Source organism: Actinoallomurus vinaceus, from assembly GCF_039542055.1.
GTDB lineage: Bacteria > Actinomycetota > Actinomycetes > Streptosporangiales > Streptosporangiaceae > Actinoallomurus > Actinoallomurus vinaceus.
Genome location: NZ_BAABHK010000007.1, coordinates 1 through 21758, shown reverse-complemented (window position 1 = coordinate 21758; position 21758 = coordinate 1). Strand labels below are relative to the sequence as shown.

Annotated in this window: 16 protein-coding genes and 4 pseudogenes; 14 read left to right on the top strand and 6 right to left on the bottom strand. The window is 65.9% G+C overall.

Annotation, left to right across the window (positions count from 1 at the left end):
• Window positions 1–55: 55 nt before the first annotated feature.
• A pseudogene (locus ABEA24_RS53665) lies at window positions 56–388 on the bottom strand (universal stress protein); the annotation flags it as partial.
• 20 nt (window positions 389–408) lie between these two features.
• Window positions 409–801: pseudogene (locus ABEA24_RS53660) on the bottom strand (universal stress protein); the annotation flags it as partial.
• A 302-nt stretch (window positions 802–1103) separates the two neighbouring features.
• Here ABEA24_RS53660 and ABEA24_RS24435 point away from each other — a divergent pair.
• The 8 genes and pseudogenes from ABEA24_RS24435 (at window position 1104) to ABEA24_RS24405 (ending at window position 5692) form a co-directional block, all read left to right on the top strand.
• Window positions 1104–1745 carry a protein-L-isoaspartate(D-aspartate) O-methyltransferase gene (locus ABEA24_RS24435; RefSeq protein ID WP_345433764.1) on the top strand — a complete coding sequence of 214 codons (642 nt, stop codon included), beginning with the start codon at window positions 1104–1106 and terminating at the stop codon, window positions 1743–1745.
• 279 nt (window positions 1746–2024) lie between these two features.
• Window positions 2025–2291, top strand: coding sequence for a DUF1876 domain-containing protein (locus tag ABEA24_RS24430; protein ID WP_345433361.1), 267 nt, complete (start codon window positions 2025–2027; stop codon window positions 2289–2291).
• Between the two features lie 401 nt (window positions 2292–2692).
• Window positions 2693–2881, top strand: coding sequence for a hypothetical protein (locus ABEA24_RS53655; protein ID WP_425551228.1), 189 nt, complete (start codon window positions 2693–2695; stop codon window positions 2879–2881).
• Window positions 2882–2890: 9 nt separating this feature from the next.
• Window positions 2891–3265, top strand: coding sequence for a Uma2 family endonuclease (locus tag ABEA24_RS53650; RefSeq protein ID WP_425551235.1), 375 nt, complete (start codon window positions 2891–2893; stop codon window positions 3263–3265).
• Window positions 3253–3553 (top strand): annotated as a pseudogene (locus ABEA24_RS24420) (aldo/keto reductase); the annotation flags it as partial. The gene ABEA24_RS53650 and the pseudogene ABEA24_RS24420, both read left to right, overlap by 13 nt.
• Before the next feature lie 82 nt (window positions 3554–3635).
• Window positions 3636–4259 (top strand): TetR/AcrR family transcriptional regulator, encoded by a 624-nt coding sequence (locus tag ABEA24_RS24415; protein WP_345433359.1) that lies wholly within the window; start codon window positions 3636–3638, stop codon window positions 4257–4259.
• Between the two features lie 26 nt (window positions 4260–4285).
• Entirely contained in the window at window positions 4286–5134 is an 849-nt protein-coding gene (locus ABEA24_RS24410; RefSeq protein WP_345433358.1) for an oxidoreductase, read from the top strand.
• A gap of 186 nt (window positions 5135–5320) precedes the next feature.
• A complete protein-coding gene (locus tag ABEA24_RS24405; RefSeq protein WP_345433357.1) occupies window positions 5321–5692 on the top strand; it encodes a hypothetical protein in 372 nt (123 codons plus the stop codon).
• Here the strand turns inward: ABEA24_RS24405 and ABEA24_RS24400 are convergent.
• The 3 genes and pseudogenes from ABEA24_RS24400 to ABEA24_RS24390 all read right to left on the bottom strand — a co-directional run bounded on the left by ABEA24_RS24400 (window position 5676) and on the right by ABEA24_RS24390 (window position 9783).
• A pseudogene (locus tag ABEA24_RS24400) lies at window positions 5676–6237 on the bottom strand (transposase). The gene ABEA24_RS24405 and the pseudogene ABEA24_RS24400 sit on opposite strands and share 17 nt — an antisense overlap.
• 35 nt (window positions 6238–6272) lie before the next feature.
• Window positions 6273–7544, bottom strand: coding sequence for a hypothetical protein (locus ABEA24_RS24395; RefSeq protein ID WP_345433355.1), 1272 nt, complete (start codon window positions 7542–7544; stop codon window positions 6273–6275).
• 631 nt (window positions 7545–8175) lie between these two features.
• Window positions 8176–9783, bottom strand: coding sequence for an alkaline phosphatase D family protein (locus ABEA24_RS24390; protein ID WP_345433353.1), 1608 nt, complete (start codon window positions 9781–9783; stop codon window positions 8176–8178).
• 270 nt (window positions 9784–10053) lie between these two features.
• Here ABEA24_RS24390 and ABEA24_RS24385 point away from each other — a divergent pair, with 270 nt between their 5' ends.
• A complete protein-coding gene (locus ABEA24_RS24385) occupies window positions 10054–10782 on the top strand; it encodes a hypothetical protein (RefSeq protein ID WP_345433351.1) in 729 nt (242 codons plus the stop codon).
• A 17-nt stretch (window positions 10783–10799) separates the two neighbouring features.
• Here the strand turns inward: ABEA24_RS24385 and ABEA24_RS24380 are convergent, their stop codons facing one another.
• On the bottom strand, window positions 10800–13046 hold the full coding sequence (locus tag ABEA24_RS24380) for a helix-turn-helix transcriptional regulator (RefSeq protein WP_345433762.1): 2247 nt from the start codon (window positions 13044–13046) through the stop codon (window positions 10800–10802).
• A 497-nt stretch (window positions 13047–13543) separates the two neighbouring features.
• On the opposite strand from ABEA24_RS24380, the gene ABEA24_RS24375 reads away from it, so the two are divergent.
• From ABEA24_RS24375 to pglX, 5 genes are all read left to right on the top strand, one after another.
• Complete coding sequence (locus tag ABEA24_RS24375) at window positions 13544–13999, top strand: hypothetical protein (RefSeq protein ID WP_345433350.1); 456 nt, start codon at window positions 13544–13546, stop codon at window positions 13997–13999.
• Between the two features lie 372 nt (window positions 14000–14371).
• Complete coding sequence (locus ABEA24_RS24370) at window positions 14372–14860, top strand: hypothetical protein (RefSeq protein WP_345433349.1); 489 nt, start codon at window positions 14372–14374, stop codon at window positions 14858–14860.
• A 263-nt stretch (window positions 14861–15123) separates the two neighbouring features.
• Window positions 15124–15846, top strand: coding sequence for a class I SAM-dependent methyltransferase (locus ABEA24_RS24365; protein ID WP_345433348.1), 723 nt, complete (start codon window positions 15124–15126; stop codon window positions 15844–15846).
• Window positions 15847–15918: 72 nt separating this feature from the next.
• Window positions 15919–16080 (top strand): hypothetical protein, encoded by a 162-nt coding sequence (locus tag ABEA24_RS24360; RefSeq protein WP_345433347.1) that lies wholly within the window; start codon window positions 15919–15921, stop codon window positions 16078–16080.
• 1689 nt (window positions 16081–17769) lie between these two features.
• The gene (gene pglX / locus ABEA24_RS24355; protein ID WP_345433346.1) at window positions 17770–21372 is read left to right on the top strand and encodes a BREX-2 system adenine-specific DNA-methyltransferase PglX; all 3603 of its coding nucleotides are present in this window, start codon (window positions 17770–17772) and stop codon (window positions 21370–21372) included.
• Window positions 21373–21758: the final 386 nt, after the last annotated feature.

Below are 21758 nucleotides of genomic sequence, written 5' to 3'. Positions count from 1 at the left end.
TACCCGGCGAGGGTGAGGGTACCGGCGCGAAGTTTGAGAACGGCACGAGGAGTTCGGCGGTACGGGAGGCCTCAGTGAGAACTGCCGCGGGCGAGCCCTCGAAAACTTGCTCGATGATCGGAACGTCGGGGTACTCGGCCGTCCATCCAGCCAGGGATTCCGACAGGAGCCCGGCGCCTTCCTCCTCGATCGTCAGCGTGTTGTAGCAGACCGGTCGCATCTCCGTCGGGTAGTCGGGCCGGTTCCAGACGTGGACGGCGCGCAGACCCACCGCGCGCAGGGCTGCCTCCTCCATCGCGAAGCCCACGGCGTCGACGGCGGCTTCGGAACCGTCGATCCCGACGATGATTTCCGGCCTGCGGGGCCGGGTGTCGCCGTCCGCAGGCATGATGACGACGGGGCAGGGGCATGTTCGGTCGCTTGGCGGCTCACCGAGCCGAGCAGAAGGCGGGTGAAGGCGCCGGTGCCGCGCCGGCCCAGCATGAGTAGCGTGGCGTCGGCCGCCTCTTGGAGGAGAGCGCCGGGAATGGGGCCGACGCCGAGTCGGCGTTCGAGCTCGACGGAGGCGAACGTACGGGCGCGTTCCTCGGCGACATCGAGGACGCGCAGCCCGGGGCTCTCCAGCTTCGGCGTCTGCGATCCGGGGCGGGTGAACGCCGGGATATCGCCGCGCTCCCAGCCGGTCGTGATGTGGACGATACGCAGGGGGAGCCGTCTGCGCCCGGCTTCAGCGGCCGCCCAGTCCACGGCGTCAAGGGCCTGGGATGATCCGTCGACGCCGACCACGATGGGTTTTCTCATAGTGCCCCCTTCCTCCGCGCGCCCGATCTCTTATGGGAGCCGGGCCTTGCGGGCTCGCCCCTTCTGGCACCGTGTGTTCCTGCTTACGAGCGAGATAGAGGCGATGGTCCCTGCCGGCGGAAACGTCGCTCCGCAGGTCCCTTACCGTCCGGATCCCGCCTCGACGGACCGGAGCATCATCGGCGAGCGCCGGAGATTTTCGCCGGCCGCTGCCGGGCATCACCGCTATGGGCCGTACGGCTTCGTCCACCCCGGGCCGGGCTGGATGCTCGCCCGTCCGGGCGAACGCGAACGTAGGTGACGTGACCGCAGACTCTTCTCCCGATGATCTCCTCCGGGCCGTCCGGGCGGCGGGCATCCGCGATGAGCGCGTCATCGAGGCCGTGCGTGTGACGCCCCGAGCGGACTTCGTGCCCGCCGATCACGCGGCGGCGGCCTACTTCGACATGCCCATCGGGATCGGGCACGGGCAGGTGACCACGCAGCCCTCCCTGTCGGCGCGGATGATCGAGGGCCTTGGCCTGGAAGGCGATGAGTACGTGATGGAGATCGGCACCGGCTTCGGTTTCCAGACCGCGCTGCTGGCCCGCCTGGCCGCCGACGTCGTGAGCATCGAGCGGTGGCCGGACCTGGCTCGGCAGGCCCGACAGAACCTCGCCCGGCAAGGCATCAACAACGTCGACGTGCTCGTTGGGGACGGCAGCGGCGGCGTGCCCGATCGCGCTCCCTACGATGCCATCGTCGTGTCGGCCGCATTCCCCGAAGTCCCCGCGCCGCTGGTCGAACAGCTCCGGCTCGACGGACGGCTGGTGCAACCCATCGGCCCCGGCGGGCAGGAGAATGTCGTGTTGTTCCAGCGCGTCGCGACCGGTTTGGATCCCCAGAGAGTTCTGACGCCGGCCAGCTTCGTCCGTCTTCACGGCCGGTACGGCTTTCCCGCCTGACCGACGGCACATCGTGGGGCATCTGATCACCCACGCAATAGATGTCCTTCTGCGATAGGACCATCGGCCCTGGCCGCACCGGGTTCCGTCGACAGAACCTAAGGCTTGAGGGGCAGAGCCATGGTGTCCGTTGAACGTATCGAGGCGGGACGGCAGGTGGCCGTCATGACCGTGATCCCCTTCTGCCATGCCCGCCGAGAAAGCCGTCCAGGGCCTGAAAGCCATGAGCGAACGGCATGGCACCGAACACGACCGTACCCGCCGCTGAAGCAGGCTCGAATGAAGCAGGTGAACATGATGGAGACCAAGCAGTGGAGTGTGCAGATCGGTATCACCGAGAGTGGCAAGGACACCCGTGTCCGCGCCGTGCTCACCACGATGAACGGCACGACCCTCGAGGGGCTCGGCCACGCCCGGCGCCACCCGCGTGACCGGGTCGTGCCGGAGATCGGTGACGAACTGGCCGCGGGCCGGGCGCTCATCGACCTGGGCAGCAGGCTCGTCCAGCTTGCCACCGCCGACATCGCCGAATCTGTCACCCAGTGAGCGATCACAGAGGTCCTCTAATGCGATCCAGGGGAACTCGCGTGGCAGCGAGCACGACGAGCGGGCCGTTCACGGACCTTGGTCCTGGACGTTGCGCTTGCCGAAAACCTCATCCGCCCGGGTGGGAGCAGCTGATGCGGATCGCGACAGCGGCTGCAGGAGTTGGTTCCTGCCCGACGGTCGCGCCCACCACGGCATGATGATCGGCTGTGCTGCTTCGACTGGCCTATCTCGGTGTGACGAACGCGTTCGCGTTACTGCGACTTCTTCGAGACCATCACCATTACCGGCGCTCGCATGTACGTGCTGGCGGTCATCGAGCACGCCAACCGGCGAATCCTGATCTTGGGCGCCACCGCCCACCCACCACCTGTTGGGTAGCTCAAGTCGCGAAGAACCTCGTGCTCCACGCTCTACGCGAGTTCGAGGCGTTCTACAACTCACACCGCCCTCACCAAGGACTCGCCAACACCCGGCCACTGCACGCGCTGCCCTCACCGATCCGCGAGCCGGACGCCACCACCCACCTCGACATACACCGACGCGACCGCCTCGGCGGCATCCTCCACGAGTACCAACACGCCGCCTGACCTGTGCGGATGAGATTTTCGGCAAGCACAGCGTCGCTCCGCGAGCCCGCGCGGGCTGCCGGCTTTGAGGTCGTCCCGGCGGTCGAGGTCTTCACGACCGTCCGGCCTGACTGGCAGAAGGTGCCGGACATCGTCGTCGTGCCACGTGACGTCGCCGAGACGAAGCCCCGGGCATACGAAGCCGAAGACGTCGCCCTCGTCGTCGAGGTCGCCGACACTCGGCAGGCTCGGACGCGTGACGCGGGGGAGAAGCGCGAGGCGCGAAGCCTTCGGCCTCGTCGATGCCCCCGCTTCCCCGGGCGAGGCATTGACGTCGGCGAGGTTCCTGGACATACTGAACTAGTCGTTCAGTTTAGTTTGGAGAGCAAGACATGCCTGCATTGACCACCGCAGCATCTGGATCGTTCACGATCGGTGCCGACCTGACGGTGAACCGTCTGGGGTTCGGCTCGATGCGCCTGACCGGCAAGGGTGTATGGGGCGAGCCGAAGGACCCGGACGAGGCGCTGCGCGTGCTGCGCCGTTGAGTTGGGAGTGAACTTCATCGACACGGCCGACAGCTACGGACCGTTCGTGGCCGAGCAGCTCATCAAGAAGGCGCTGCACCCGTACCGGGACGACCTCGTCATCGCCACGAAGGCCGGACTGACCCGGCAGGGCCCGGACCTCTGGACCCCGTCGGAGGCGCTTGCGGCTGCGGTCTGAAGCCGTACTGCCCCCATTCCTCTTCATCACTGTGGAAGGGACCTTCACCGTGTGGTCCACCAAAGAACCCGGGGCGGGAGGGGACGGCATCCTCTCCCACCCCACCGGGCCCCGCAGCGACCGCATCCATGCCCAGGTACTCGCCGCCACCCAGGAACTCCTCGACGAGGGCGGTCTGCCGGCGGCGACCGTCGACGCGATCGCGCAGCGCTCCGGGGTGAGCAAGGCCACGATCTACAAACACTGGCCGTCCCGAACCGCGGTGGCCGCCAAGGCATTCGGTCACATGATGGCCGAAGAGTTGCCACTTCCAGACACCGGCAACAGCCGGGACGACCTGACCGAGCAGGTCCGGCGCGTCTCCACGTTCTACGCTAGTCCGCGCGGAGAGGTCTTCGCGCAGCTTCTCGCCGCCTGCGTCGACGATCCGGCCGCCGCTCCCTACTTCCGCGTGTACTTCCTCGCCGGACGGCGGGAGGCCGTCACGACCCTGTGGCAACGCGCCGTCGACCGCGGTGACGCCTCGCCCGACACCGACGTGGACGACGTCATCGACATCCTCTTCGGGCCACTCATCTTCCGCAGGCTCACCGGCCACTACGACCTCACGGACGAGCACGCCGAGAAGCTCGCGCGCACTGCGCTCGACGGGCTTATGCGCTCCACCGTCTGACACTTCCGATTCCAACGGAGAGACACATGTCCCGCACGTTTCTCATCACCGGCGTGAGCAGCGGCCTCGGCCGCGCCTTCGCCACCGCCGCCCTCGAGGCCGGCCATACCGTCATCGGCACCGTTCGGAACCCGGACCAGGTCGCCGCCTTCGAGCAGTTCGCTCCGGGCCGCGCTCACGCCCGCGTGCTAGACGTCACCGACACCGACGCCATCGCGCCGACCGTCGCAGCGGTCGAGGGCAAGGTGGGCCCCATCGACGTACTCGTCAACAACGCTGGCTACGGCGTCGAGGGCACCTTCGAGGAAACCCCGCCCGACACCTTCCGCCACCAGTTCGACGTCAACGTCTTCGGCGTCATCGCGGTCACCCAAGCCGTTCTGCCCCGCATGCGCGAGCGCCGTGCCGGGCACATCCTGTTCGTGACCTCCATGGGCGGTCTGCGCGCGTTCCCCGGCCTGGCCGCCTATCACGGCTCCAAGTTCGCCGTCGAGGGCATTGCGGCCACGCTCGCCCAAGAGGTCGCACCATTCGGCGTTCACGTCACGGCGATCGAGCCCGGCTCCTTCCGCACCGACTGGGCCGGCCGCTCCATGCACCGCGTAGAAAGCACCATCGCCGACTACGACCCGATCTTCGTTCCGATCCGCGAACGCCGCCTCGACATGCGCGGTCAGCAGCTCGGCGATCCCGCCCAAGCCGGCCGCGCCCTGCTCGCCATCGTGGAGGCCGAAAAGCCGCCGACCCACCTCATCCTCGGCAGCGACGCCCTCCGCCTCGTCGCCGACGCCCGCTCCGCCTTCGACGCGGAGACAGCCGCCTGGAACGAACTGTCGAAGTCCACCGACTACCTCGACGGGGAACAGATCGCGTGAGAGCCGCTGGGCGACTCTGACGCGTAGCCGACAGTCCAACACAGATTCCCAACAAATCACGTCGAGGATTCCGCGAACCTGCGCGCTTTCGGCTGCTGCACCACGCGCACCTGGTCGTGACCAAAGGCCGCACACCGCATCCTGCCTGCCCATTGCAGGACCCGGACTGCCTGGGTTTCCACCTATATGTCGTCTGATCCGTTTATCGTCGACTGGCATGAGCCGTTGCTGTACCAATACCGTGCCTCGGCCCGTGTCGAGCGCCCTGCCGAGCAGTACGACGCCACCCTGGTCACCCGGGCGGCGTCGCTGCTCACCTCGGCAGGCTGGCAGGTCACCGACGAGGTGACGGATGCGCGCAGTGACACGGAGCTGATCACCGTTATCGCGGGGAGGATGCCCCAGCAGTGGCGTCGGCCGGCACGAAACCGGACTCCGGGAGGTGGGCGCAGTCACCGGCGAGAACGGTCGATCTTCACCCGGTCATCCTGGCCGATGGCGAGCCAGGCGGGAAGGACAACCCGTTCCTCGGCCGACGGCCTCACAGCCACTCGTTGATGCCCGCGATGAGGATCGTCGCCCCGTAGCGGACGGCGAGCTTGTCGTACCGGGTGGCTACCGCTCGGTGGCGCTTGAGGCGATTGATGCCGCACTCGACCGCATGGCGCTCGCGGTGGTCGGCCTTGTCGAACTTCGGCGGCCGACCGCCGCGGGAGCCGAGCTTCCTGCGGTTGGCCAGCTGGTCCACCTTGTTTGGGATGGTGCAGCGGATCCCGCGTTTACGCAGGTAGGCGCGGTTCTTGCGGGAGGCGTACGCCTTATCGGAACGGACCCGCTGTGGCCGGGTGCGCGGCCGGCCCGCCCCGGGCGGGGCACGCGGATACGGCGTCCCGCTGCCAGCGGCGGAACAGGTCGTACGACCGGCCCCAGGGCCCGTACTAGTCGGGCATGTCCCGCCAGGGGATGCCGGTACGGACCCGGAAGCGTATGCCGTCGATCAGCTGCCGCCGAGTCCATATCGGCGACCGTCCCGGCTTCTTACCCTTGGGCAACAGCGGCTCCAGTACCGCCCATTGCTCGTCCGTCAGATCTCCACGCGACACGAATCAAGATCACCCACTATCGATGTACGCCCTGGCTAGGCGAAACGTGAGCTGGGCACCGGCCCGGGAGAGCGGACCTGGTCGCGCGGGCCGGTCAACCAGGTGTCGCGGGCTCGGGTGGCGAACGCAGCCAGCACCTCGTCCGGGTCGGCCGGCGTGCCGCCGTCGCCCGCGTCCGGGCCTCCGGCGGCGGTGCAGATCGCGTCGGCGAGCTCGGCGGCGGGCCGCTCGTCCGCCGGCAGCCGCTCCGGCTCGTGTGCCTGGGTCACCCGCATGCGAGCCGCCCACGGGGCGACGACGCTCCGCACCAGCAGCGTGGAGACGTCGGCGGTGACGGCAGGCGGGTTGGTCCAGCAGGTCGCGTGCTCGTAGAGCACCTCACCCGGTGCCCGGTCGCGGAGCCTGCGGCGCAGCTCTGGGTCAGTGCCGTCCAGGTCGTAGGCGACGACCAACACGTCGGGCGTGCCCGGGCGGTACGGCTGCGTGGGCACGCCCAGCACCTGCGCTGCGGCCAGGCCGAGGATCCGGCTGTCGCGGTCGGGAAGCAGGGCGACCGAGCTCGGACGACGTCCAGTTGCGGTCAGGGCGACGCGCAGCCGCTCCAGGCCGTGGCGGCAGGAGTCGAAGGTGTCCTGCAGATAGGCCCAGCGTCCGGTCATGCCCTGCTGGAACCCGTACGACGACAGGGTGGTGAGCAGACCACCGGTCAACGTGTAGTGCCAGCCGCGCAGGTCGCCGCGGTCGACCGGCGGCACCGCCGCGGCGCGCGCGAGGATCCGGCGGATCCGGTCGGCCGTCGGCGCCCACGACTCGTCGGGGTCGGACAGGCCGGCGAAGACCTCCCGGGCCTGCTCCAACCGGCCCGCGAACAGGGCGTTATAGACCAGCAGATAGCGGTCCGGCCAGTCGACCGTGAGCCCGTCGTGCTCCTGGAGCAGCTCCACGGCCTCGGCGTGCCGCCCCTGGTCCTCCAGCGCGACGGCCAGCTCCACCAGCACCCGCCGCCCGGGCTGGTGGACCATCGCCCGGCACAGCGCCGGCACCGCCAGCGCGGACACCCCGCGCTCGACACATGCATAGCCGAAGTCGTAGAGCTGCCGCGCCCCTTCGGGATCGGCGACCAGCGCGGCCGCCGCCTGTGCCAGGTCGTCGAAGCCGGACGCGGAGGCCAACTCGCGGACCAGCGGCGCAAGCTCGGCAGGCGGCAGGGCGTCGGCGGCGCGCCGCAGGATGCGCAGCGCACCCTGGACGTCGCCGGCCCGGTAGAGCTCCCAAGCGTGGGGGAGCGGGGACGGTTCGATGGTCATGGGTCCTCCCGAGGACGGACGGCGGTCAGCCACGACCCGCCGAAGGGATGCCGGACGGCGGCGGGGCTGTGCGACGCCTGAGGACCCGTGCTCGATTGGCCGCTTCGCGGCAGCCGGCAGCGCGTTCACCGGACGGGGCGGAGGCCGCCCTTCCGGTCGTGGTCTCGGTCGTACATGCGTGTGATCATGACGGATCGTCACTCCGCTCGGCAATCGACTTTCCGCCCGCCTGTAGGTGCCGGAAACTCGGCCGCCAGTCGTGACTTGGTATTTCCTGTTCGGTGGGCGGGCGGTGTTCGCGACGAGCAGGATCGAGGCTTGTGGCGTTACGACTCCTCTATCTGATCTTCGTCCGTGTACTCGGCCGGCTTGCGCTGCTGGCGCGGTCGGATGCTTCCAAAGAGGCGGAGATCCACGTGCCGCGGCACCAACTGGCGGTGTTGCGTCGTCAGGTCGCACGTCTTCGGCCGTCCTGGGCCGATCGGGCGGTGATCGCCGCGCTGGCACGACTGCTATCCAGGTCCCGGCGGATCGGCTTGTTCGTCACACCTGGGTGCCCTACGGCTTCACGGGAACTGGCTCGCCGATCCCAGGGATTGAGGCTCTGCGGGTAACGTCGGCGGCGAAGAGGTCAGGCCGGCTGGACGCCGGGGCGGCGGTCCTCCACTACGAAGCTCGCCCGGGTCGAGACGGGGGCCCCCGGCGTGGTGACGTACGGGAGCACCTGGAAGTCGCTGTGCCAGCGCTCGCGGTTGACGTTCACCCGGACGTAGCCGCGCTGCGCGTTGTAGAACTTCATGTGCGGGTTGGCCGCCAGGAAGGTCCGCCCGGTGTCGTCGATGTCGGTCCCGTTGCCGCCACTGGTCACCGAGGTGCCGACGAACTCGCTGGCGACCGTCGGCGAGTCCGGCTCGTCGAAGTTCCGCTTGAGGTCCGCGGCGTAGTTCTGGTGCCGGTCGCCGGTGATAACGACCAGGTTGCGGACATCGCGCTCCTGGACGGCTGCCAGGATCGTGTTGCGGTCGGCCACGTAGCCGTCCCACGGGTCGACCCACACGTCCTTGCCCGGTCCCGGGTCCCAGTCGGTCTCCAGCATCGGCACCTGGTTGCCGAGGATCTGCCAGCGGGCGCGGGAGGAGCTGAAGCCGTCGAGCAGCCACTTCTTCTGGTCGGCGCCGAGGATGGTGCGGCCTGTGTCGAAGCGCTCCGGGCAGTCCGCGGTCCGGCCGGTCCCGTTGCCGTACGAGCAGGCCTGGATGTCGCGGGAGTTCCGCGTGTCGATCATGGTGAACTCGGCCAGCCGCCCGAAGGCCAGCCTGCGGTGCAGGCGGATGTTCGGACCGGAGGGCAGCTGGGTGCGCCGGAGCGGGAGGTTCTCGTAGAACGACTGGAACGCCGCCGCCTTGCGCGCGGCGAACCAGGCCGGGTCGGGGTTGGGGTTGCGTCCCATGAGGACCGTGTCCCCGGCCCAGTCGTTGCACACCTCGTGGTCGTCGAGGGTGTGGATGAAGGGGAAGCGGGCGTGCGCCTTCTGAAGCGGCTCCTCGAGCTTGTAGAAGGAGTACTGGAGCCTATAGCGGGTCAGGTCGATGGCCTCGGTGCGGACCTGCTCAGGTACGGTCACGCCGCGCTTGTTGTTGGTCAGCTCGTACTCGTAGATGTAGTCGCCGAGGTGCACGACCAGGTCGAGGTCGTCGGCCGCGATGTGGTCGTACGCCGTGAAGTAACCGTCCTGCCAGGCCTGGCAGGAGGCGAAGGCGAAGTCGAGCCGGCGTGGGTTCGACCCGGCCGCGGGGAACGTCTTGGTCCTGCCGACCGGCGAGATCTCCCCGCCCGCGCGGAACCGATAGAAGTACTCCCGGCCCGGGTCCAACCCGTGGATCTCGGGGTGCACCGAGTGTGCGAGCTCCGGCGTGGCCACCGCCGCACCGCGCCGCACGATGTGGCGGAAACGCTCGTCGGTGGCCACCTCGTACTCGACCTTCACCCGCTTGTCCGGCATCCCCCCCTTGCCGTCGGCCGCCAGCGGATCCGGCGCGAGCCGCGTCCACAGCACGAAGCCGTCCGGCGCGGGATCGCCCGAGGCCACTCCGAGCGTGAAGGGATTCCCCTCCTTGACCGTGAACGCGTTCGCGCTCTCCCCACCGAGAACCCCCGTACCCAGCACGACCGCCGCAGCCCCGGCACCGCCCAGCCCCAGGAATCGGCGTCGTGACACCGAACCGACATGCGAAGACATCTGTCCTCCCGCCTCGTAGCAAATGGCGACAGCAAACCGCATGTACGGGGCGTGAGTCCATAATCACCGAGTGAAGGTAACGGATCACAGGGTGAAGATCACAGGCACGAGGGTTAAATCGAGCTCTATCGCTGTTAGAAAATGTTTCGATCACATGAAGTTCACATAAAGTGAGCGGGTCAAGCCTGTTGGTGCCGGAAACTCGGTCGCCGGCCGTGGCCTGGGGTTTCCTGTTCGGTGGGCGGGCGATGCTCGAGACGAGCAGGATCGATGCTCGTCGCGCTGCGACTGCGCTATCTCATTTTCGTCCGTCTACTCGGCTGGCTTGCCCTGCTGGCGCGGTCGGATGCCGCTAAACAGGCGGAGATCTTGGTGTTGCGGATGGCTGCGGAGAACCCCGGGTGGGGCTACCCGAGGCTCGCCGGGGAACTGGCCCATCTTGGCCGACGGATCGCACCCTCGACGGCGTGGGCGATCTTGAAGAAGGCCGGGATCGACCCGGCACCTTGCAGGTCGGGGTCGGCCTGGGGAGAGTTCCTGCGCGCCCAGCCTGAAGGAATTCTCGCGTGTGATTTCTTTCATGCCGAGACGGTCACGCTCACCCGGCTGTATTGCTTGGCGGTCGTTGAGCACGCCACCCGCCGGGTGCACGTCCTGGGCGTCACCGCGAATCCGACGGCCGGCTGGGTTGCCCAGCAGGCCAGGAACTTGATGATGGATCTGGGGGAGCGGGCCGGTTCATTCAAGTTCCTGATCCGTGACCGGGATAGCAAGTTCACCGCGCTGTTGATGAGGTCATCTTTGGCCGTTTGTGATCGGGCGAGTAGCGTGATCCAGCCGAATAGCCGTAAGACGATCGAGTACAGCAGCCGCAGAGCCATCCTGCGATCCTGCCGGAGCCGAGCCACAAACCGCGGCGAAACTCCAGATCAAGCCCTGTGGCACAATATTCGGCACCCACGGGCTGACCAGCAGGTCTTCTTCGGACCTCTGCAGTGACCGACGTGGCTCGCCGACTATGTCTGTGTAGTGGTCCATGCTGCGACCTGCGCTCGGTTATGCACGTCGAGCCGTACGAAAATCTGTGCCAGGTGGTTTTCCACGGTCCGCTGTGAAATGTTCAACTCTTTGGCGATCTGTCTGTTACTGAGGCCTTGGGCGATAAGTTGTGCAATTTGCTGTTGACGCCTAGTGAGTGCGTCGAGCGTGACGGGGGCACCGGGGAGGTGATCGCTCTGACAGCCTGGCGGCCGGTTGATGTCCGAGAGTGCCAGCGTGTAGATTTCCGCGGCTCGCAGCTTGTTCCCCTCGTGCAGGGCTCCGGTGCATGCCTCGCCGCCGAGAGTTGCTCGTATGCGCGATACCGAGTGTTCGCGTTCCCGTTGGAAGGGGCCAGGGCCTCTGATCACGACGCCGGTGCTCTGCTGGATCCCCGCCACCGCACCGAGGAGTTTGGCCGCGGGAAGGGCGTGGCCCTGCGCGGCCCATTCCCATGCGATGGCTTCCACGCACATGTTGGCGCCCATAGGCTGGTCGCCCATGTCGATCATCAGCTGGAGAGCCTGTTGGAGCAGGGGGATGGCGAGGTCGGGATCGGCGTGTGATGCCCGCCCTTGAGCCCACAGCGCCCAGCTGATCGACCAGGCTCCACCGTGGGCCTGTGCATCGTTCAGGCACTCGGCGGCGGCCTGATCGGCGATGTGGCCGGGGGCGAGGAAGCCCGCCGCGACCGCCAGCCAGATCCGGGCCCGGAATGCCGCGGCCCGCGCGTTCTTGGCGTCGAACGCGTCACAGGCCTGTGTCAGTGGTGCCAGGCAGCCGGAGTCGCTGTGCGCCAGAAACAGGTGCATGCCCTCCATGAACGAGACGATCGGCAGGTCGTCGGCGGTGGCCTCCAGCCGCCGGGCCTGGTCGAGGCACTCCTGCCGATGTGTGTCGGCCCGGTCCTGGTCGCCCTGCCACAGGCGCATCAGGGTGAGCATGGCCAGCGCGTCGACCCGGTCCGGTGAGGGTGCCGGTGTCATGCGGGTGAGAAAGATCTCGAGCCAGGCGCACATCTCGTCCAGGAACGCGGCGAAGAACGAGAAGCCGAGCTGGGTGATGTCGGCGGCGATACGCAGTCCGGTTCCGGCCCGCTCTGGGGAATCACAAAAGGACAGCGCCGACCGGATATTGGGGATCTCTCGCCGTACCTGGTGAAATGTGGTCAGCCCTGACGGGCCGTAAGGCCGCTCGACGGCTTCGGCGGCCAGCCGGGCCATGAGCGCGCAGTGCCGCTCGCGTGTCATTTCCTCCTCGCCGAAGGCTTGGAGTTGGCGCAACCCGTATTCGCGCATCGGCGGCAACTGCCGGAAGCGGCCAGCTGAGTCCGCGATGAGCACCGATTGCCGTACCAGTCCGGTGAGCAGGTCCACCACCAAGGGGGTCGCCACTATCCCGTCCGGGTCACCGCAGACCTGTTCGGCCATCGCGAGATCGAATCCGCCGGAGAACACGCTCAATCGGGCCCACAACCGCTGCTCGCCCGCAGAGCACACCCGGTAGGACCACTCAAGTACATCCCAGAGCGCCCTGTGCCGCGGTGACACCCCGCGGCCCACGCCTTTCAACAGCCGGCCGCCGTCCAGCCGCTGCATGATCGTGTCCGGAGACAGTCCCCCGCCCAGCCGGGCCGCGATGAGTTCCAACACCAGCGGCAGGCCACCGGACCAGCGAACAAGGTCCAGGACGGTGTCACAATAATGATCATCGGCGATCGGGCGGCCGGCCGCGCGTGCGCGATCCAGCAGTAGGACCACGGCGTCCGAGAGCGCTGCCTGCTCCCGGTCGGCGCCAGGCGGCGGTATCGCCAGCGGCGCCACCCGAAGCACGTGCTCGCCGGCGATCTCGAGCGGGCGCCTGCTGGTCGCGATGACCGTCAGCTCTGGCGCGTCGGCCAGCAAGGCGGACACCACATCTCCGGCGGCCTCCCACACATGCTCGCAGTTGTCCAATACCAGCAACACTCGCTTGTCACGCAGATATTCGATCAACCGGTCGTGAGCGAGCTGGCCCGGATGAGCGCCGAGGTCGAGCGTGCTGACCAGCCAGTGCTCCACCGCTTCGGCGCCGCTGTGCTCGGCGAGGTCCGCGATGGCGACCGCGTCGTAGTCGGCCTCGACACGACGGACCAGTTCCAACGCCATCCGGGTCTTACCGACCCCGCCAGGCCCGACCACGGTAGTCAAGCGGGCGACCTTTAGTAACCGCCACGCCTCGTCCATTGACTCGCCGCGCCCAACAAAGCTGGTTAGTGCGGCAAGAATCACCGGCCGTATCGGACTCACGACTTTCCCCAGCGCAGGCGAGCCACATCAAGTATCCACTGTCGCACCAGGCTCATCCTGGCCCAGAGTACAACATGAGTGTACCTAGGTACAGACACACACGAACCCTGCGGGGAACCCTCATATGCATCCACCGATGATTGCGCAATCGTAAGGGACCTGACGCCATCACGGCGCCGGAAGATGGAGCGATTCTTCGAACAAGTGGGACGGGAAGATTTCGTCGAGGACGCACGCCCGCATGGTCAGGTGTTTTCGTGAGATGGCCAACCAGCCGGCATCGCATTTCATCTGGTGTGGAGCCGACATGGAGCTGGAGTGGACGGCACCGCGAGGGTCCTGGCGGCGCCGAGAAGACCTGTCCGAAATGTTCGTTCGATACCTTTTGCTTCGTCGGTAATCAGCAATCAGCGCGGACTTGAAGGAGTAGTTCAGTGTCCTCTGGAAACACGGCGAGAAAGCTTGTTCTCCGCGGCTTCATTGCGGCCGGTTCGGCGGCAATGGCCGTGACCGCGATGAGCGGCCCGGCGCACGCCACCAGCTGGCAGAAGGTCAACAACGGTCAGTTGGTGTACCTGAAGGACGGTAAGTGCAAGACCGCGGGTATGATCCACAATATCTACCCCACCGCGGCGACCGCCTACTCGCAGCTGCAAAAAGGCAAGTGCTGGCACTGGGTGAAGTTGTGGGTCGTCCAGCCCAAGACCGGCACGTGGAAGGAGCTCTTCTGGCAGGGATCGGGAAGGACCAATTTCGTGTCAAAGCCGCCCGCCTACGGCCCGATCCGGAACAACAAGGGATGGTACGGCTACCGAGCCGAGCTCGGTTTGTGCGGTTCCAAGGGCCACTGTGTCACGAAGCACATTCAGGTGCCGCATTGGGGCAAATGACCCGATGACCACCCGATGGCCACCCGGCGAGCCCGGCCGCGCCTGCTGCGCCACTGGCTGGTCGCCATTGCTCGTCGGCGTGCAGCAAACGGATCGCGGCAGGGAGGACTTCCCGGCTCCGTTGGAGTCCTTCGGGCCTTGGCCGGCGACAGTGACCAGACCCTGGCTGATCATCGGTAGGGGGTGGGTGGACAGGCGGGAGGTGTTGACCGCCTGGACGCCCACCAGCACGCGGTCGCCGACGATGTCGAACGGTGCGGGATCGTGACGCCGGGCACCTTGTCGGCCTGGCACCGTCGGCTGGTCACCAAGCACTGGACTCACCCGAACCCGGCCGGGCGTCCGCCGATCCCGGACGAACCGCGGAACCTGGTGGTCCGGCTGGCCCGCGAGAACCCGCGATGGAGGCACCGGCGCATCCGAGGTGAACTGCTCGGCCTCGGCCATCGGATCGGCGAAGGCACCATCCACCGGATCCTGGCCGCCGCCTGCCTGGGCGCAGCGCCGCGCCGGGCCTCACCGACTTGGCGGCAGTTCTTGATCGCCCAAGCCGCCGGCATCTCGGCGTGCGACTTCATGCACGTTGACACTGTGCTCCTCAAGAGCCTGTACGTCTTGTTCGTCATGGAGATCCAGACCCGTCGCATCCACATCTCGGGTCTAACTTCCAACCCGACCGGTCCGTGGACCACACAGCAGGCCCGGAACCTACTGATGGACCTGGGCGAACGCGCCAACACCTTCAGGTTTCTCATCCGGAACCGCGACGGAAAGTTCTCCCGCCCGTTCGATGAGGTGTTCGCCGCCAGGCCCGTTCTCTCCGCCCGCCGTCGCACGATCCCAGCGAAGTCATCGACATGACCGCCCGGATCCACCGCCGAAAGACCGTCACCGGGCTGATCAGCGAGTACCGAAGAGCTGCCTGATCGCCCGGCGAACGCCCAGCTCAGCACCAGCATTCACGGTTTTGGCACCGCACAGGCCCCGGCAAGGTGCTTCCGCCTGGCTTGCGCGGCATGCACCTGGCATCATAACTTTTCGATATATCGACTCGATATATCGAGCTGGCGGGTCGCCACATGATCTGCCGCCGAGACGGAGGCAGTCTGATGTCCAGCGCACAGTTGTACGACACCATCGGCGCTACCTACACCGTGACGCGGCGCACCGAACCGCGGATCGCCGAGCAGATCTGGACCGCGCTCGGCGATGCGCAGACCGTGCTGAACGTCGGGGCCGGCACCGGCTCCTACGAACCTCCCCGCCTCGACGTGACTGCGGTAGAGCCGTCGGCGGTCATGCGGGCGCAGCGCCCCGCAGACGCGGCGCCGTGCGTCGATGCCACCGCGGAGAGCCTCCCGTTCGAGGACCAGTCCTTCGACGCCGCGATGGCTTTCGCGACCATCGAACACTGGCAGGACCCGATCGCGGGCCTGCGCGAAATGCAGCGCGTCGCCCGCCGCGTGGTCGTGTTCGCCTACGACGCCAGTGGCCCTGATCCCTTCTGGCTGAATCGTGATTACCTGCCCGAGTTCGCCAGCCTCTGGGCTGGCCGGCCTTCGCTGCCCGAGCTGGCCGGCGCGATCGGAGCTCGGACCGAGCCGGTGCTCGTTCCGTGGGACTGCGCTGACGGCTTCTACCACGCCTTTTGGCGCCGGCCCGAGGCATACCTGGACGAGCATGTCCGCCGCGGCATGTCGATCTGGGTCAGGGTCGGCCCGGACGCCGAGCAGCGGGCAGTGCACAGCCTCCGGGATGACCTCGGATCCGGCCGGTGGGCCAGGCGCAACCGCGACCTCGCCGGCCTCGACGCGGCAGAGCTCGGCCTGCGCCTGCTCATCGCCTGATCCCGCCACAGTGCCGGGTCGCGGACATGTGATCCCCTCACCGCCGCAGCCGACAGGAAGCAGCTCCCGATCATGCGCATCGAGTCACCGAGAAGCCAGCCCGATGGCAGTTGGACGGTCGCGATCCACGGCGCTGCTGCGTCAGTGCTGGTGAAGGCGTTCGACCCCGACCCACACCTGAAGGAAACGGCGGTGTTGTGGAGCCCAACAAGCACCGACCTCCACGAAGCTTGAGGAGGCAGGCCCTCCGTCGCGGACGCGCCCGAGCCGCTCCGACCTGCCCCGACACGGACTCTGTCTGCCCGGAGGCCAGATAGGTCGTTCTCGACGGTGTCCTTGGATTGCTCGGTCTGCTGCCGGGGGAGGGCGGCTCGACCCACAGGTAGCGGTCGCCCGGGCGACGGTCGAGCCCCCGAGATGCAGTCCCAGAAGGCTTCCTCAGGCCGAAACCAGCAACCCGTCCCCGCGGCCGGACTCACGCCGAACACGCCCCAACTCGCCTGAACGCCCTTGCCGCGATTCCCGGGGCGACGCCGGTCCGCGAAACGGCGGCACCCAGCAACCGGGCGGCCTAGGCAGAACGTAGGCACAGGGCGGGCGCAGGCATCTGCCAATCGATCGCCTATGAAGTGCCCAAGCCGATGTGGCCCCCGGTCGGCCACGGCCGACGATCCCGTCCCGAAGAAGCCGCGCATACGCTTCACCAAGCGTCTGGCCTGCAGCTTTCCAAATGTCTCTATTTGTACGCGCGCCGCCACCTGCAGCTTCAAAGCTGCGGATTAAAAGTCCACAGAGCTGCCCAGATGGCTATACCGCACCATGTTCCGCACTGCCGGTACGTGCCGTTTGGTCCGCGTTCGCGTCCCAACTCCGGCGGATCAGCCCGATGCCGTATCGGGTGCTACCGGACTGTGCCGCGACATACGAGCAAACGACGAGCAAACAGCAGGACCGTGCCAGCGTGATCGGCAGCGATGGCGACACCCTAATCCCTGCCTACGCGAGCGCACCTTCGCGCGAGCGCGCTTCTCTCGTACATAGTCCCCTGGACGCGACCGATGACAGTCAGCCTGCGCTGGACCCACCTGCGCACGACCGACCCGAGAGTCGACCTTCGCCACGGTCGGCACAGCATCAAGATCACCTAGGGTCCCTCCTCATGGGCAGCCGGCCTGCCACGGCGTTCAAGCTCGTCGCGTCCGCGAATCACCTATCCTTCAGCTACCGATCGACCTCCACACCTCGCCGACCCGGCGAGCACGGCGAATGATGCAGTCAGTCCGAGCGCTTCCCTAGTATTCGCCGGAGCAGGGCCAACGGGCCTTCGTCGGGAACAGCTTCCGCCTCGTCTTCCGAAGCCGCGCCGCCAGTAGCGATGGACAGGACCTTCGGGACGTCATCCTTGTTCACCTTGTCGAGAGCTTGGCGGGCCAAGCGATACCGAAGCACCTCGCGCAACCCATAGGCGCCAAGGCCGCCCAACCCAACCATGAGCAGAGCCCACCACGGAGCGCCTGCATATACGGCCGGGACGGAAAGGGCTCCGTACCTACCCCAACGCACAGGACATCACCCGCCGATCAGGCCGACCGGGCCAGCGAGTGATCTTGCTAGGCATCGGGTACCCTCCCAAACATGTAGGGCCGACTAACACGCGTCTCTGTTTATTTACCTGCTGAGAGACCCAGGGTTGCCGCCAGACCGCAGCACTCTGGAGTTCCCAGGGCGCCTCAGCGCCTCCAACCTCTGGAGACCGGAGCGCATCCCAACTTTTCTCGAGCATGAAAAAGACGGTACCAGGGAGAGCTAACACGTGTCATGTTTTTTCGCCGAAGGCGCGACATGTCTGGCAAGCCGCTGGTCTGCTAGACAGATCCGTGCAGGTGACAGCCGAACTTCCCACCGACACCGCAAGGAGGCCTGATGGTCGGCCGCACAGGACTGCTCGCCGGCTTGAGGGAACAGGTGGCCACACTGGAAGCCGATCTCCGGGCCCAGGCCACGTTGGACGAGGGTCGTGAGCAGCAGGCACGCGCGTGGTGGACCGTCGCCAGGTCGTCCCTGCGAACTGAAGCCCCCTATGGGGCCTGGCTGGATGAACAAGTTACGCAGGCCGCCGTTGCCTGGGTGCTAGGAACGGTGTTCCTGCGGTTCTCCGAAGACAACGGACTGCTTCCGCAACCCTTCATCGCTGGCCCTGGGAAACGACTGATACGTGCACAGGAGCGTCAGGCGAGCTTCTTCAAGGGGAATCCTTGGGCAAGCGAGCGTGACTGGATCCTCCAGGGATTCGCCGAGTTGTCCAGGCCTACCCTTGCGGCCGATCTATTGGGTTCCCAGAACCCGATCCACTCATTCACACCATCGCGGGAAGCTGCAGCGAACCTTATCGACTTTTGGCGTCGGTCAGGCGACGGACAGGACGTCGCTTACGACTTCACCGATCCAAGCTGGGACACATCTTTCCTCGAAGACCTCTATCACGGCCTATCGGAGCCTTCCAGGAAGACCTACGCCCTCCTGCAGACACCAACCTTTATAACCGAGTTCATCCTCGACCACACACTCAACTCAGCGATCGATGAGTTCGGTCTCGACGGGTTGCGATTCATCGATCCGGTGTGCGGTTCAGGAACGTTCGTTCTCGGAGCGTTCCACCGTCTGCTTGAACACTGGCGACAACGGGAACCAGATGGCGATCCATGGGAGTTGATCAGCAATGTGCTGAGCTCGGTACATGGCGTTGATAAGAACCCATATGCGGTCGCGATCACCCGGTTCCGCCTTATCGTCGCGGCGGTGCGCGCCTCAGGACAATACCGGCTGGTTGACGCTCCGGACGTACGACCGATTATCGCAACCGGCGACTCCCTGCTGCGCGGCCGTGACGCGCCGGGGGACCAGAGTCTGCGGCTTGAAGCCAGAGGGCAGGGTCATGTCCCTGGAGAAGATATCGATGCCTTTGCGCTAGGCGACGTAGATCTTCTCGGCTCTGGCAGCTACCACGTCGTTGTCGGAAACCCACCCTACCTTGCGGTCAAGGATAGGGCCGAGGATCGTGCTTACCGTGCTGCCTATCCCGTCTGTGTTGGGTCCTATGCGCTAACCATTCCCTTCATAGTCCGCTTCTTTGATCTGGCGATCCGTCAGAGTGAGCACGCGGCTGGGTTCGTCGGCTTGTTGTCATCTAATAGCTTTATGAAGCGAGAGTTCGGCCGGAAGCTAATTGAAGAGTTCCTGCCAGCGTTCGATCTCACACACCTAGTTGATACATCCGGTGCCTACATCCCTGGTCACGGCACCCCAACCGTGATTCTGCTCGGCAGGGGAAGGCGCCCGAAGCCGGGCGATTGTGTCCGCGCGATCGTGGGTCTTCGCGGCGAGCCAGAGATCCCGGACAACCCTGCACAGGGGCGGGTATGGCAGTCGATCCTAACTCGGTTCGGCAGAACCGCTTCATACGAGGATGACTGGACTCAGGAGGCTTACTTCGAGCGCGCAAGTTTGTCTTCCTTTCCATGGAACCTCAGCGACGATTCAACAAGAGCAATACTGCGTCGTATGGAGCGAGGTGAGCGGCTCGGTAGCGGGGTGGCTCGCATCGGATACTTCGCCAACACGGGATCGGACGACCTCTTCACTGCTCCGGCAGCCTCGTTCCGCCGAATCCGAGCTGAGGCCGACTCGCTCATCCCGGTGATCACTGGCTCTGCGGTCCGTGACTGGACGGCAACCGCTGAGGCAGAAGGTTTCTTCATCCCCGGGGCCGGCAAGGAGGGCTGGCGCCCCATAGAAGATTTCCCGCACCAGTTGAAGCGCCTGTGGCCCTACCGGACAACCCTTGGGAACCGACCGAACTATTCTCGGCGCTCATTTTTTCAGGACCAGCGTGCATGGTATGAATGGCATCACGTCACCGAGAGCCCCCACGCTCATCCGTGGTCTATCGTTTTCTCCTGGGTGAGTACTCATAACCACTTTGCCGTACTCCGGGAACACGCAGCACCGTTGCACTCGGCACCGGTTATCCGTTTGCCGAAGACCGCCTCAGACACGGACGTGCTACAGCTGACGGCCCTGCTCAACAGCTCAACTGTTTGCTTCTGGCTCAAGCAGTACAGCAATAGCAAGGGACAGCCGAGGGCTGATCAGACCGGGAGTGGCGAGCCCTGGACCGAGTTCTATGAATTCACCGGAGGTCGGCTCACTGACTTGCCACTGCCTCCCGGACGATGGTCAGGCGACCGGTGGTCCGTCTACGCCGAGAGGCTTGATCGGCTTGCACAAGAAGTGGTTTCGGCTGCCCCGAAATCACTCTTGGCTGGACCTGAAGCACTATCCGCAATCGACTTTGGAAGCGCCGAATCACGTTGGGAGGCATTGCGTGGTCGGTTGGTCGCTCTCCAGGAGGAGCTTGATTGGGAGGTGTACGGACGTTACGGCCTGCTCGATCAACCCGACGAGGTTCTTGCATCCGCTGACATGATTCCCGAGATTAGGGTGGGCGAACGGGCATTTGAGATTGTCCTCGCACGGCGCATCGCCCGGCGACTGACCAACAGCACCTGGTTCGAGCGACACCACGCGATACCCTCGGTGGAGGTACCGGCGCACTGGCCAGGGGCGTACAAACAAGTCGTCGAGAAGAGAATTGAGCTTATCGAAAAGCAGCAGACCATAGCACTAATCGAGCAGCCTAAGTACAAGCGCCGCTGGGCGGACGTTGGCTGGCATCAACACCTCCATAGTGCACTTCGCGAGTGGCTGCTGGATCGATGCGAGACGGCAGAACTCTGGTACTCCGAAGAGGACGGAAAGCCACGCCCGTTGACCATTAGCGCACTGGCTGACCGACTGGTCCTTGACGAGGACTTCGTTTCCGCGGCGGCTACCTATGCTCCGGGCAAAGATCTAACCGAAATGCTGCATGAACTTCTCGCAGGCGAACATGTGCCCTACCTAGCCGCCATGAGATTCAAGGCATCTGGGATCCGCAAGAGGTCGGCGTGGGAGGAGGTCTGGCGCCTCCAACGGATGGAAGATGAACTCCGCCGCAGGAACCAAGGTTCACACGCGGACAGCATCCGCGACACCATCCCCACACCACCGAACTACTCTTCTGCGGATTTCCTGAGGCCAAGCTTCTGGCGCAACCGAGGCAAACATGACATACCCAACGAGCGCTTCGTGTCCTACCCGGATGCCACCGATAACAGGAGACTGCTCATCGGATGGGCTGGCTGGAGCCCCGTTGAGCGAGCGTATGCCCTGATCCCACTGATCGAAGGCCTGCCAGTCACGGGACGCCTCGAACGGGCGATCCCGCTACTGGCTGGACTGCAGGAACTCCTCCCTTGGATTCGACAATGGCATGTCGACATGCCTCCTGCGCACGCGGAAACTCCAGCCGACCTGTTCGAGGTCTTCTTGGCGAGCAAGCTAGCGGCATACGGTCTTTCGCCTGACGACCTCAAGGCTTGGCGGCCACCCCAGCCAAAGAGAGGACGCCCCCGTAAGCATCCGTAGTCCTACCCTCGGAGAAGATCCGGATGGCCCGAACAAAAGAGCTGCTGGGAATCAGGCCTGGTCGTGCGCTGGCCGGCAGAGGATCTTCAGCCAGACGCATCCGAGGCTACCTGCGCTGCCGCCGGATCGGGTTATGTGATCGCTGAACGCGACGGCCAGGGCACGACCACCGCTGCAAGGCTCACGTGATGGCTGGCTTGCACCCTGGACGCGGTTTTCACGAACGCTGCTACATCAAGCTCAAGCAGTGCCGCGCCATCTGGACCGCCCCGGCGAAGTTGGAGGCCGGATTGCTCGGTTCTCACCCGGCCAGGGGTGTAGCCCCGCGTGACCGGTGGAACGCTTCCTCGTACTCGCGCGGGGGAATGTTCCCGCAGTAAGAATGT

What these genes read in the sequence shown, in the direction of transcription:
- ABEA24_RS24385 (WP_345433351.1), top strand. Translation starts at nt 10,054, where the DNA reads ATGCTCGTCGCGCTGCGACTGCGCTATCTCATTTTCGTCCGTCTACTC.
- ABEA24_RS24380 (WP_345433762.1), bottom strand. Translation starts at nt 13,046, where the DNA reads ATGGACGAGGCGTGGCGGTTACTAAAGGTCGCCCGCTTGACTACCGTG.
- pglX (WP_345433346.1), top strand. Translation starts at nt 17,770, where the DNA reads ATGGTCGGCCGCACAGGACTGCTCGCCGGCTTGAGGGAACAGGTGGCC.
- ABEA24_RS24430 (WP_345433361.1), top strand. Translation starts at nt 2,025, where the DNA reads ATGAAGCAGGTGAACATGATGGAGACCAAGCAGTGGAGTGTGCAGATC.
- ABEA24_RS24405 (WP_345433357.1), top strand. Translation starts at nt 5,321, where the DNA reads ATGTCGTCTGATCCGTTTATCGTCGACTGGCATGAGCCGTTGCTGTAC.
- ABEA24_RS24390 (WP_345433353.1), bottom strand. Translation starts at nt 9,783, where the DNA reads ATGTCTTCGCATGTCGGTTCGGTGTCACGACGCCGATTCCTGGGGCTG.
- ABEA24_RS53650 (WP_425551235.1), top strand. Translation starts at nt 2,891, where the DNA reads ATGAGATTTTCGGCAAGCACAGCGTCGCTCCGCGAGCCCGCGCGGGCT.
- ABEA24_RS24395 (WP_345433355.1), bottom strand. Translation starts at nt 7,544, where the DNA reads ATGACCATCGAACCGTCCCCGCTCCCCCACGCTTGGGAGCTCTACCGG.
- ABEA24_RS24410 (WP_345433358.1), top strand. Translation starts at nt 4,286, where the DNA reads ATGTCCCGCACGTTTCTCATCACCGGCGTGAGCAGCGGCCTCGGCCGC.
- ABEA24_RS24360 (WP_345433347.1), top strand. Translation starts at nt 15,919, where the DNA reads ATGCGCATCGAGTCACCGAGAAGCCAGCCCGATGGCAGTTGGACGGTC.